The organism is Pseudescherichia sp. AS216, assembly GCF_037152055.1.
In the GTDB taxonomy this organism is placed as follows: Bacteria; Pseudomonadota; Gammaproteobacteria; order Enterobacterales; family Enterobacteriaceae; genus Pseudescherichia.
On the sequence record NZ_JBBCMV010000001.1, the window covers coordinates 870,698 to 883,004 of the forward strand.

Annotated in this window: 9 protein-coding genes; 5 read left to right on the forward strand and 4 right to left on the reverse strand. The window is 55.2% G+C overall.

Features of this window, described 5'->3' with window-relative positions; genetic code table 11:
- The first annotated feature begins 6 nt into the window (after nucleotides 1-6).
- From WFN61_RS04320 to WFN61_RS04330, 3 genes are all read left to right on the forward strand, one after another.
- Nucleotides 7-3,813, forward strand: a complete 3,807-nt coding sequence (locus tag WFN61_RS04320; RefSeq protein WP_337037865.1) for a phage tail protein — start codon at nucleotides 7-9, stop codon at nucleotides 3,811-3,813.
- A complete protein-coding gene (locus tag WFN61_RS04325; protein ID WP_337037868.1) occupies nucleotides 3,813-4,787 on the forward strand; it encodes a hypothetical protein in 975 nt (324 codons plus the stop codon). The genes WFN61_RS04320 and WFN61_RS04325 overlap by 1 nt, the downstream gene beginning before the upstream one ends.
- Nucleotides 4,788-4,855: 68 nt before the next feature.
- Nucleotides 4,856-6,058, forward strand: coding sequence for a tail fiber domain-containing protein (locus WFN61_RS04330; protein WP_337037869.1), 1,203 nt, complete (start codon nucleotides 4,856-4,858; stop codon nucleotides 6,056-6,058).
- An 87-nt stretch (nucleotides 6,059-6,145) separates the two neighbouring features.
- Here WFN61_RS04330 and WFN61_RS04335 read toward each other — a convergent pair whose 3' ends face one another.
- Entirely contained in the window at nucleotides 6,146-6,385 is a 240-nt protein-coding gene (locus WFN61_RS04335; protein WP_144817390.1) for a hypothetical protein, read from the reverse strand.
- On the opposite strand from WFN61_RS04335, the gene WFN61_RS04340 reads away from it, so the two are divergent.
- Nucleotides 6,373-6,696: a hypothetical protein gene (locus WFN61_RS04340; RefSeq protein WP_337037871.1), complete on the forward strand. Its 324-nt coding sequence runs from the start codon at nucleotides 6,373-6,375 to the stop codon at nucleotides 6,694-6,696. The two genes, WFN61_RS04335 and WFN61_RS04340, sit on opposite strands and share 13 nt — an antisense overlap.
- 204 nt (nucleotides 6,697-6,900) lie before the next feature.
- On the opposite strand, the gene ycgZ is transcribed toward WFN61_RS04340, so the two are convergent.
- The 3 genes from ycgZ to yeaG all read right to left on the reverse strand — a co-directional run bounded on the left by ycgZ (nucleotide 6,901) and on the right by yeaG (nucleotide 11,100).
- Nucleotides 6,901-7,152: a regulatory protein YcgZ gene (gene ycgZ, locus WFN61_RS04345; protein ID WP_144817392.1), complete on the reverse strand. Its 252-nt coding sequence runs from the start codon at nucleotides 7,150-7,152 to the stop codon at nucleotides 6,901-6,903.
- Between the two features lie 606 nt (nucleotides 7,153-7,758).
- A complete protein-coding gene (locus tag WFN61_RS04350) occupies nucleotides 7,759-9,039 on the reverse strand; it encodes a YeaH/YhbH family protein (RefSeq protein ID WP_144812209.1) in 1,281 nt (426 codons plus the stop codon).
- A 126-nt stretch (nucleotides 9,040-9,165) separates the two neighbouring features.
- Nucleotides 9,166-11,100: a protein kinase YeaG gene (gene yeaG, locus WFN61_RS04355; protein WP_144812206.1), complete on the reverse strand. Its 1,935-nt coding sequence runs from the start codon at nucleotides 11,098-11,100 to the stop codon at nucleotides 9,166-9,168.
- A gap of 443 nt (nucleotides 11,101-11,543) precedes the next feature.
- Between yeaG and WFN61_RS04360 the strand changes: the two genes are divergently transcribed.
- The gene (locus tag WFN61_RS04360) at nucleotides 11,544-12,290 is read left to right on the forward strand and encodes a MipA/OmpV family protein (RefSeq protein WP_144812203.1); all 747 of its coding nucleotides are present in this window, start codon (nucleotides 11,544-11,546) and stop codon (nucleotides 12,288-12,290) included.
- Nucleotides 12,291-12,307: the final 17 nt, after the last annotated feature.

The window sequence follows — 12,307 nt, forward strand, 5'->3', positions numbered from 1 at the left end:
CGCAATATGACCACCAAAATCAAAGGCCGCAAGAGCGGCAGCAAAAAGGGGCATACCCCGGTTGAGTCTCCGGACAGCGCCCAGTCGATCGCCCGCGCCAAAATGCTGATTGCCCTGGGTGAGGGGGAGTTTGCCGGCGGGCTGACGGGCCAGACGATTTTTTTTGGTGACGGAACCTCTTATACACCGCTGCAGAATGCCGATGGCTCAGAGAACTTCCCCGGTGTGGTCTGGGAGTTCCGGTCCGGCGTACAGGATCAGCCTTACATTCAGGGATTTCCCGGCGTTGAAAATGAGCTGCGGCTTGAGTATGAGCTGAAATATGCCGTTCCCTACGTTCGTGCCATTTCGAACACGCAGTTGTCAGCGGTGCGGGTCCGCGTTGGCTGGGCGACGCTGCTGTGGCAGAAGGATAATGGCGATAAGGTCGGTACCCGTGTGGAGTACGCCATCGATCTGTCTGTTGATGGCGGCGCATACGAGACGGTGATTAACGGCGTTGTGGACGACAAGGTGACGACTCTCTACGAGCGAAGCCACCGCATAAACTTGCCGAAGGCCACTACCGGCTGGCAGCTGCGCGTGCGTCGGGTCACTCCGGACGCCACAAGCATCAACATCGTCGACACGATGAAAGTGCAGGCGGTAACTGAGATCATCGATGCCAAGCTTCGTTACCCTCACACCGCACTGCTGTACGTTGAATTTGATGCCCGGCAGTTCCCGAACGGCATTCCTCAGGTGGTGTGCAGCCCGCGCGGGCGGATCATCCGCGTACCGGATACTTACGATCCGGAGACCCGCACCTACAGCGGGACATGGACCGGCACGTTCAAATGGGCATGGACCGACAACCCCGCCTGGATTTTTTACGATATTGTCCTGAGCGAGCGCTTTGGCCTGGGTCAGCGCATTGGTACCGAACAGCTCGACCGCTGGGAGCTCTACCGCATCGCGCAGTACTGCGATCAGCTGATACCGGATGGCAGGGGCGGGATGGAACCACGCCACCGCTGTAACGTGTACATTCAGGACCGCGCCGAGGCCTGGACCGTGCTGCGCGATCTGGCGGCGCGGTTCCGGGGCATGACGTACTGGGGCGACGACCGCATGTATGTCCTGGCGGATATGCCGGACGACACCTGGCACATCTACAACCACGCTAATGTGGTGGACGGAAAATTTACCTTTTCAGACCCCAGCGAAACGACGCGCTACACCACAGCGCTGGTTAACTGGGACGATCCCAAAAACCACTACAAATCCACGCCCGAACCCGTTTACGACAACGATCTGGCAATGCGTTACGACTACCGGCAGATTGAACTGACAGCTATCGGGTGCGATCGGCAGTCAGAGGCCAACCGCCACGGGCGCTGGATATTGCTGACGAACGGCGCGGGTGAGGTGGTGACGTTCGCCACCGGTCTCGACGTGCCACCGGTAGGCAAGGTGATTGGTGTGGCCGCCAACGAGCTGGCCGGGCGGATCATTGGTGGCCGCATCAGCGCTGTGAGCGGGCGCAACGTTAAGCTCGACCGCGTGGCAGACGTTAAGCCCGGCGATCGCTTGTTCGTTAATCTGCCTTCCGGCCAGGCGCAGGCGCGTACGGTTCAGGCTGTTAACGGCGATACAGTCACGGTAACCACGCCCTGGAGCGAGACGCCGGAAGCGGAGAGTAACTGGGCCGTAGAAGCAGACGACCTGTATATGGCGCTGTTTCGCGTGACGGGTGTCACCGACAATAACGACGGCACCTGGGCGGTCAGCGGTACAACGTACAACCCGGATCTTTATTTTGCCGTGGATCACGGTGCCCGCCTTGATGAGCGTCCGATCAGCGTCATTCCGCCGGGTGTCCAGGCACCGCCGGACAATGTCACAATCGACAGCTATTCGCAGGTCAGCCAGGGGATCGCCGTCACCACGATGCGCGTGGCGTGGGATTCTGTCGCCGGGGCGATCGCGTATGAGGCAGAGTGGAGAAAAGACTCAGGTAACTGGGTCAGCATGCCACGCACCTCCACTCAGGGCTTTGAGGTGCCGGGGATCTACGCCGGGCGCTACCTGGTTCGCGTGCGCGCCATCAATGCAATGGACGCATCGAGCGTCTGGAGCTTCTCGGATGAGGTGGTGCTGACGGGTAAGGTCGGTAATCCGCCGAAGCCGGTGGGCCTCACCGCATCGGATAACGTGGTGTTTGGCATCGAGCTTAACTGGGGGTTCTCTGAAAACACTGGTGACACGCTGAAGACGGAGATTCAGTACAGCGTTACCGGCTCAGAGGACGATGCCATGCTGCTGGCCGACGTGCCATACCCGGCACGTAAGTATCAGCAGATGGGCCTGAAGGCAGGGCAAATTTTCTGGTACCGCGCGCAGCTGGTGGACCGAACCGGTAATGAGTCAGGTTACACCGACTGGGTGCGCGGGCAGGCGAGCATCGATGTCTCTGACATCACCGACGCCATCCTGGAGCAGATCAAAGATACTGAGCTTTTCAAAGACCTGATCGAGAACGCCGTGGAGGCGAGCCAGACCGTTGCGGACATGGCCGCCACGATAGCCGAAAACGCTGACCAGCTGGCGGCGGCCGTTGGGGCGACCCGGGAAACCGCCGAAGGCGTTATCCAGAATGCGCTGGCGATCGCAGAGGTTGTGTTCCGTCAGTCTGCCCAGCAGGGAGCAAGCACCGCGCAGTTCGAGCAGCTGCGCGAGGTGATCGCCACTGAGACGGAGGCCAGGGTTACTGACGTTACGCGCCTTGAGGCGTCAACGGAGCAGAACGCGGCGGGTATTACCGAAGTGCGCCAGGCACTGGCCACCGAGGAGGAGGCGCGGGCGACGGCGGTTACCCAACTGACAGCAGCCACCAAAACCGCTTCTGATAAAGCCGATGCGGCAGCTGAAGCAGCTGGTGCTGCAGCAGAGGAAAGCGCGCAGAACACCGCGGCGATCACCGAGCTCGACCAGGTGGTCACCACGCTGGACAGCTCCACCGCTTCCCGGTTCGAAGAGATCGCCGGCAAAACGGACTCTGCCAGCGGCGGCGTACAGAACACGGCGATCGCGCTGATTCAGAGCACCCTGGCGAACGTCAACCTGCAGCAGCGCATGAGCGTGCAGTATGGCGACAGCAAGGCGGGGATCCAGCGCGTTGATAACGTGATGGCGGATGCCAGCCGGGCGGTCAGCGAGTCACTGAAAACGCTGGACGCGGCGGCAGGCGGCGGAACGTCTAACGTCACAGACCTTGCCAGAACGCTCGCGGATTTCTCGCAGGTATCTGCGCAGCGCATTAACTCCATGACCGTGACAATGAACGGGCAGACGGCGGCGATCACGCAAAATGCCCAGGCTACTGCTGACCTCAACGGCAACATCAATGCGATGTTTAACATCAAGGTCGGTGTTGCCAGCAACGGACAGTATTACGCTGCAGGCATGGGGATCGGCGTTCAGAACTCACCGTCAGGAATGCAGTCGCAGATCGTCTTCCTGGCTGACCGGTTCGCCGTTACCACCACCGCAGGTAGTACGGTGACGCTGCCGTTTGTTATCCAGAACGGGCAGGTGATTATTCGGGAGACGCTCATTGGGGATGCAACCATTACGCGCGCCAAACTGGCCGAGACGATCGATTCAGTTAATTTCGTGCCAGCACAGACGGGTATGTCTATCAACTTCAGGACAGGAGCAGTGCAGATCAATGGCGCTAACGCAGGACAGGGTCGATTCACGCTCGACAATAACCGGCTCGTTTCTTATGACCAGTACGGACGCCCGGCGGCAGTGATGGGGCAGAGGCTGTAATGCAGACATTTATACAGGGGACTTCGTTTGATGCCATAAACTCAATGGCAGTTAACTACGTTATGGATGTTCTGGATATTTCCGGCACGGGTAGCAAAAGCTACCCGGTGGGATGCACCTATCAGGCGGCGCTAATTATCGAGTCGGTGGTGCAGGTAATGCCGACCACTAATCCGTATCAGATAAACATTTCAGGGAATACGGTTTCGTGGAACGTGGCCACGCCGATCCGGCTGGCAGTTTTCGCCTCGCCCAATGCGGGGCGGGAGTCGGATTATTACGGGTTCTCTCTCTATTCCTACGACAGCAACGGTAACCGGACAATCAAACTTGCGCCTGACTTCACCCCGTTTTGCCTGGTGAGTGTGATTGATGTTCCGCCCGGAAGCCAGAACATTGCAACATCCATACCGCTAAGCAACAAGATCGTGACGTTCATTAGAGCGAGGGATGGAGATACGGCAAGAATGCCGACCTCGTTCTATTCGTCGCAGTACAACGCAGGGGGGAATTACGGCTTCTCGTTCGTGCAGACGGGCGGCATGACGCAGACGGGCTGCCGGATGTACATCTTCTCAAACTATCTGGTTAACATCCCGACGCATGGTTTTTTCCTGTACCGGGACGGCGCCATGGTGTGGCACAGCAACTGCCTGCCACTGAACATGCGACTTCTGGCGGGGGATGTAACGTCGGCAGGCCCCATGGCAGTCACGCCCGGCATCACTTCAGGAATTTATATTCCACAGGACCCATCGAACCCCCAGTACGGAGGCTACCTGAACATGAACTGCTCAAGCGCGGGTATTTCTGGTGGCGTCTGGAAGGCGTCCTCAGCTGTGGTCTATTCCAGCCGGATTATTTCGTCCAGTGAGGCTGCTGCGTTCAAACCGTGGGCTATCAGTGGCAGGGTTGGCCTCATCGACTGCAGCATTTACGATCAGTATTACCCCTATGCGCTCGGGCTGGTTTAGCCCGCCTGCCATTTCCATATTTCATCCTGAACCCGCTGCGTGCGGGTTTTTTTATGTCCGGAGAACACATGATTTACACCACTGGCACGATCGCTGGCAGCGGCAGCACACTCACTGGTACCGGCACCAATTTCACCGCAGCGGGCACACTTATCCGCAACGGTTGTACTGTAATCGTGTTGACCAGCCCGCCACAGGCATTCCAGATCACCGGCGTTACCAGCGCCACGCAGCTGGCAGTGTCGCCCGCTGTTAACCCGGCAATCCCGGCAGGCACGCGTTACGCGATCCTGCTCAGCGATTCGTTAAGCGTTGATGGCCTGGCGCTGGATATTGCTGAGACGTTTGGCATGTATCAGCGCTACATGGGCGGGTTTGCCGACGTCATGACCGGCACGGGAAATGTAACTATCACTATTAACGGTGTGGCTGTAACCGTGCCCGCGCAAAAGTCTCTCGCTCAGAAAGACGCTTCTGGCGGCGTACCCGTTAACCAGGGTGGTACCGGGTCGACAACAGCTGCCGGTGCCCGCAGTAATCTGGGTATCAGCGATAAACAGCTTAACTCAGTAGACGGAAAAAGCGGCGGCAACATTACCACGGCGGTATCGTCGCCAGGCTTTATCGCAGGCTCTTCACCTACGCCCTCGGCTCAGGGACATTATTTTGGCTGGAACGAATATGGTGACGGTGCTGCGATTTTGCAAAACAACCGGGGCGGCGGATCCGGTGGTTTCCGATTCCGCACGGTTAACAGCACGAACACTGCGGAAATATCTGTTTTTCATCTGGCTTACACGGGAGTTGGCTATGCTCCTGGCGGATGGCAGACGGGATCTGATGAGCGCATTAAAGAGGATATCAATGATATCGATCCAGATTTCGCCCTGAATGCTGTGCTGAATCTGAGACACGTCACCTTCAAAATGCGGGACCGTCCCGACGGAGAGGGTGGCTGGGTGACTGGCGAACGCAGCGTGGGCTATCTCGCCCAGGATCTGGAGCAATATCTGCCAGATGCGGTGAATACTGCTGAAATATCTGAGGCGCTACCGGGTTACCGCTGTCGTGGTGATAATAATGAGCTGCTGGTAGTTGAGGGCATGAAAAGCATTGACCCCGGCAAAGCAGGTGCGGCACTGAATGGCGCAGCCATAAAGGCGCTTTACCGTATCATGAATGATGAAAATACAGAGCTTCGGAATGAAGTATCTGAGTTAAAGGAAATGATTAAGAAACTAATGGATCAGTCCAGCGCTGAAAATCAATAGGCCGCACCGTCTTGATCTGACCCCTCTTTGAAACTACTGTTCATATATACAGTATTTAACATGGAGGGGCACAGAGTGGCTAAATATTCAGACATTGGCGCGGCGTTCACCGCAGCCGTTAAACCAGATCCCAAACGAGGATTTGTCGTAACAACTGCTGATTTTGTGCAGCAGCTGGCGACGCGGCATCATCACTGGTCGCCTGAGCAGGCGAACCGGTGGATAGCGCGGTACCAGACTTATTTCCGGGACTATACCCCGCATGAGGGTGATGACCGGTGCTATTTCATGATCGGCATGGGGAGGATCCTCTAATGGGCTTTCCATCTCCGGCGCAGGACTACGTACTGCAACCGTTATGCCTCAACCAGCTGTTTAACATAAACGGCAATACTCTGCTGATAGAGACGTCGAGTGGCTGGGCGGTGATTGATAAGTCGAAGCGGCCAGACCCAGGCATTGTGCTGCTGGTGAACGTCGACGGCTACAACCAGTTCGCCCGCTGGATGGGCGATGCGCTGATAACGGAAGAAGGCGAGGCGATAGAGGGTGAGGCGCTGGACGACGTGACGGTTATCGGACCGGTTATCGCGCTGATAAATGCATTGGAACGGGGCGACGATTGCCCGGTGCTGTAAAGTATTTTGCCATGCATGGGGGGCCTGCAGGTTTGTAAGACGAAGCGTGAAATGCTCTCACCACTTTACAGAACGCAGTATTCAGATTTGCCGATTGTACTGGATAATTCAGCATGCGAAAAAAGAGTAATCATGCTTACCAATAAGAATAATCAGGCCCTGCATAAGCAGGGCCAGCGGCAGCTAAAAGGGCTGTTAAGCGACTTAGAGACCTTCAGGGCTGCCAGACAGCAGGTCAATCAAAATGCGGAAGCGTTGTTCATCTTCTGCATTACTGGCCTGCTCCAGACGGCATGCAAGCTTTGCGCAAATGGTTTTACGACTAAGGTCGCTGCCGCTGCGCATGATTTCTTTAACGATTTGCCCCAGCGTTTCCTGCTGCGAGTAAAGCTGCGCTTCGGCAAAATAACAGGCAATGTCTCCCGCAGAGTCAGGTTTAAAGCTATTCTGGCGCATAGTAAGTATCTCTTAAAAGAGTGATTAAAATGTCATCGAATGATGGTTCGCGAAAGTTATACAAAAAAACGAAACCTGTACAGAAAATTTTAACAAATTAAATGATTTTTTTCTTTGAAGAGCCCCACTCGTTGATAAAAAGAGTATGACTTAGTCGGCGGACATTTTAACTAGTCTGTCAGCTGGATGAATGGTGCGCTGGTGCTGGAAGAAGGTGAAGCGATAGAGGGTGTGGCGCTGGACGGCGTGACGGTTATCGGTGTGGTAATCGCGCTGATAAATGCTGTAAGAAGGGACGACGACTGCCCGGTGCTGTAAGGTAATTTAACGGGGGTTTTACCCCCATTTTACCCCAACAGTACCCCAGCCGAATTTAAGGCATAAAAAAACCAGCCGTAAGAGGCTGGTTTTTCTGGGATTATTTGGTCGGCACGAGAGGATTTGAACCTCCGACCCCCGACACCCCATGACGGCGATCGTTGCCATATTAGTAAAATTCTTTCCCCAAAACTCCGCGTAACTAACTGATCTAATAGCAATATTTTGGCAACTAAAAACACAAAAAAACAGCCAGAAAATTGAGGTTAACTGGCTGATTTATATATATTAACTATGCGAATCGGACGTTTGTTTGTGGAACAGTTCCCGGAACACCGGGTAGATATCCTCCTGATCGCGAATATGCTGCATAGCAAAGTTCTCAAACGTCGCCTGCAGATGCTCATACTCACGCCACAGGGTCTGATGCGCCCGACGGGTGATTTCGATATAGCTGTAGTAGCGCACCACCGGCAATATTTTCTTCGCCAGAATCTCATGACACAGCGGTGAATCATCGGCCCAGTTATCGCCATCCGACGCCTGCGCCGCATAGATGTTCCACTGCGCCGGATCGTAGCGCGCCTTAACCACCTCATCCATCAGCTTCAGCGCGCTGGAGACAATCGTCCCACCGGTTTCCTGTGAGTAGAAGAACTCATGCTCATCGACCTCCTTAGCCTGCGTGTGGTGGCGGATATAGACTACCTCTACGTTCTTATAGGTTCTGCTCAGGAAGAGATAGAGCAGAATATAGAAACGCTTGGCCATATCCTTGGTGGCCTGATCCATCGAGCCGGAGACGTCCATCAGGCAGAACATTACCGCCTGACTTGAGGGCTCTGGTCGTTTCTCATAGTTCTTGTAACGCAGGTCAAAGGTGTCGATAAAAGGCACACGTTCAATCTTCGCCCGCAGCTCGGCAATCTCCTTGCGCAGCCGCTCCTCTTCCAGCAGCTGTGCCGGCTCGCTCTTCGCAACGGTGGTGAGATCCTCTTCCAGCGCCCGCAGCTCGCGCCGTTTACCCGCCGTCATCGCCGTCCGGCGTGCCAGCGAGTTTTGCAGCGAGCGTACCACGCTGATGTTGGCTGGCACCCCGTTAGAGGTGTAGCCCGAGCGGTGCGTTTTGTACTCGTTAAGCTGCCGATGCTGATTTTTTTTCAGGTTCGGCAGGGCTAGATCTTCAAACAGCAGGTCAAGATACTCATCTTTTGAGATCTGAAAGACAAATTCGTCCTGGCCTTCGCCGTCCTGGCTGGCCTGACCCTGGCCGCTGCCTCCGCCGCCGCCACCTTGCGGACGTTCGATGCGGTCATTCTGCACAAAGTGATCGTTCCCCGGATGTACGCGGTTGCGCAGGCCACCACGTCCCTGGTGGAACATCGGTTCGCTGATATCTTCTGAAGGAATAGAGACGGACTCGCCGCTCTCTACGTCGGTCACCGAGCGCTTGTTGATCGCCTCAGAGATCGACTGCTTGATTTGCGATTTATAACGGCGCAAGAAACGCTGGCGGTTAACCGTGCTCTTGTTTTTGCCGTTAAGACGCCGGTCGATGAACCAGGTCATAAGCCCCCCGTACTGCATTTGCCAACTCTATGCTGCGGCGTAAAGCCGGATGCGCTGCACTTATCCGGCCTACGGTTCGCATCTTTAGTAGGCCCGGCAAGCAACGCGCCGCCGGGCTCCGGGCTATCAGGACGATTTACGAACGCGCAGATACCATTCGCACAGCAAACGCACCTGTTTGCGGGTGTAACCTTTCTCCATCATCCGGTCGACAAAATCGTCGTGTTTCTTCTGCTCATCCGTAGAGGTTTTAGCGTTGAACGAAATCACCGGCAGCAGCTCTTCGGTGTTCGAGAACATTTTCTTCTCGATAACCGTGCGCAGTTTTTCGTAGCTGGTCCAGTTCGGATTGCGACCGCTGTTATTGGCGCGGGCGCGCAGCACAAAGTTGACGATCTCGTTGCGGAAGTCTTTCGGGTTACTGATCCCGGCAGGCTTCTCGATTTTTTCCAGTTCGGCGTTCAGGGATTCACGGTCAAACAGCTGACCGGTATCCGGATCGCGATACTCCTGATCCTGGATCCAGAAGTCCGCATAGGTCACGTAGCGGTCAAAAATGTTCTGACCGTATTCAGAGTAGGATTCCAGGTAGGCAGTCTGGATCTCTTTGCCGATAAATTCGGCATATTTCGGGATCAGGTAGCCTTTCAGGAACTCAAGATAGCGTTCGGCCTGCTCCTGTGGGAACTGCTCGCGCTCAATCTGCTGCTCCAGCACGTAGAAGAGGTGTACCGGGTTGGCCGCAACCTCTGCGTGGTCAAAGTTAAAGACCCGAGAGAGGATTTTAAACGCAAAGCGCGTCGACAGGCCGTTCATCCCTTCATCTACCCCGGCGTAGTCCCGGTACTCCTGATACGACTTCGCTTTCGGATCGGTGTCTTTCAGGCTCTCGCCGTCATAGACGCGCATTTTAGAGTAGATGCTGGAGTTTTCCGGCTCTTTCAGGCGCGAGAGAATAGAGAAGCGTGAAAGCGTCTCCAGGGTTCCCGGCGCGCAAGGGGCATGCGTCAGCTCGCTGTGGTTAAGCAGCTTCTCGTAAATTTTAATCTCTTCCGAGATGCGCAGGCAGTAGGGCACCTTCACAATGTAAACGCGGTCAAGGAAGGCTTCGTTGTTCTTGTTGTTACGGAACGTCACCCACTCGGATTCGTTCGAGTGTGCCAGGATAATGCCGTTGAACGGCAGGGCGGAGATCCCCTCCGTACCGTTATAGTTCCCCTCCTGGGTGGCCGTCAGCAGCGGGTGCAGCACCTTAATAGGCGCTTTAAACATCTCGACGAACTCCATAACGCCCTGGTTGGCGCGGCACAGCGCGCCGGAGTAGCCGTAGGCGTCGGGATCGTTCTGGGCGTGGTTTTCCAGTTTACGGATATCGACTTTACCCACCAGCGCGGAGATATCCTGGTTGTTCTCATCGCCGGGCTCGGTTTTCGCAATGGCGATCTGTTCCAGAATAGAGGGCCATACCTTCACAACGCGGAACTTAGTGATATCGCCGCCGAACTCATGCAGGCGCTTAGCCGCCCACGGGGACATAATCGTGCCGAGATAGCGGCGCGGAACGCCATACTCTTTCTCAAGGATCTGCGCATCTTCCTGCGGGTTGAACAGGCACAGAGGGTGATCGTTAACCGGGCTACGCTCGCCGTTGGCGCTCAGCACGTAGATAGGCACGCGCTGCATCAGAGATTTCAGACGTTCAGCAAGCGAGGATTTACCGCCGCCGACCGGCCCCAGCAGGTAAAGGATCTGCTTCTTCTCTTCCAGCCCCTGTGCGGCATGTTTCAGATAGGAAACAATCTGCTCAATGGCATCTTCCATGCCATAAAACTCTTCAAACGCTGGATAACGTGCGACAACCCGATTCGAAAATAGACGGGAAAGCCTGGGCTCCAGAGCAGTATCTACCATCACGGGCTCGCCGATAGCCATAAGTAGCCGTTCTGCCGCGTTTGCATAGGCGCTGCGATCCTGGCGGCAAATGGTGAGAAACTCCTGCAGGGTGAACTCTTCGTCCTTGGCAGCTTCATAACGCTGGCGATAGTGATCGAATATATTCATGGCATGCCGTCCTTTCGTTTTAGCACAAGAAAAGAGCCGTTCATATGAATAGTGGAGGCTCCCGGAAGAGATAAGCTGAACGACGCTAGCTCTACTTCAGCACCGGAATGCAGCAACCCTTATGCCAGGTTGTGAACGCCAGCAGTTAACGCGCCCGCGATACACCTTCTTAAAATTAAGCGTAGATGGCATTTGCAAAACTTGCATTGGACGCGAATCTAATTTCAATGACATATCAATAACTCATCTGTATTTATTTTCTTTATAGATAAAGGGGGGGCAGGCGATTCATCTCTCTGTCATCTATCCGTAAGCAGGTTGTCATGCTAAAAAAGCATGCTGTTGCGTTCAGTTATATAATAATCAGCGAAAAAATTTGGGATGACGGAGGCGGGCGGTTACACTGCTCCCGCTGATTATTTGACTACAGGAAGGAAAGGATTGTGACCAAACTCAAATTTCTGGCGCTTGGTGTATTTATCGCATCATGTGCCGCAACGGCAAACGCAGCGGGCCCCTGGTCGATTGGCGCGGGTGTTGGTGTGCTTGAGACGCCTTATAAAGATTACGATCGCGATGTCGCCCCCGTTCCGGTGATCAACTACGAAGGCGAAAACTTCTGGTTCCATGGCCTGGGCGGCGGCTACTATCTCTGGAATGATGAGAGCGATAAGCTCTCTGTCACCGCTTACTACAATCCGTTCCACTTCCGGCCGAAAGATAGCGATGACTGGCAGCTGCGCCAGCTCGATAAGCGTAAATCTACGCTGATGGCGGGTCTCTCCTATGTGCATAACACCCAGTACGGTTTTTTACGCACCTCGCTGGCGGGCGACACGCTTGATAACAGCAATGGTATCACCTGGGATCTGGCCTGGCTCTACCGCTATACCAACGGCGGTCTGACATTGACACCGGGGATTGGTGCCGAGTGGAGCAGCGAAAACCAGAACGAATACTACTACGGCGTCTCGGGCCATGAGTCTCGTAGCAGCGGTCTGCGTACTTACGATCCGGACAGCGACTGGAGTCCTTACCTGGAGCTGAGCGCCAGCTACCAGCTGAACGATAGCTGGAGTGTATATGGCCTGGGCCGCTATACCCGTCTGGGTGATGAGATCAAAGACAGCCCGATGGTTGATAAGTCCTGGGCCGGCGTCTTCTCTACCGGGGTGACTTACAGCTTCTGATGTTTATACTCAGATGA

Coding starts and splice junctions, on each gene's coding strand:
- WFN61_RS04335 (WP_144817390.1), bottom strand. CDS start 6,385: ATGGAAAGCCCATTAGAGGATCCTCCCCATGCCGATCATGAAATAGCA.
- WFN61_RS04320 (WP_337037865.1), top strand. CDS start 7: ATGACCACCAAAATCAAAGGCCGCAAGAGCGGCAGCAAAAAGGGGCAT.
- WFN61_RS04350 (WP_144812209.1), bottom strand. CDS start 9,039: ATGACCTGGTTCATCGACCGGCGTCTTAACGGCAAAAACAAGAGCACG.
- WFN61_RS04330 (WP_337037869.1), top strand. CDS start 4,856: ATGATTTACACCACTGGCACGATCGCTGGCAGCGGCAGCACACTCACT.
- WFN61_RS04340 (WP_337037871.1), top strand. CDS start 6,373: ATGGGCTTTCCATCTCCGGCGCAGGACTACGTACTGCAACCGTTATGC.
- ycgZ (WP_144817392.1), bottom strand. CDS start 7,152: ATGCGCCAGAATAGCTTTAAACCTGACTCTGCGGGAGACATTGCCTGT.
- WFN61_RS04325 (WP_337037868.1), top strand. CDS start 3,813: ATGCAGACATTTATACAGGGGACTTCGTTTGATGCCATAAACTCAATG.
- yeaG (WP_144812206.1), bottom strand. CDS start 11,100: ATGAATATATTCGATCACTATCGCCAGCGTTATGAAGCTGCCAAGGAC.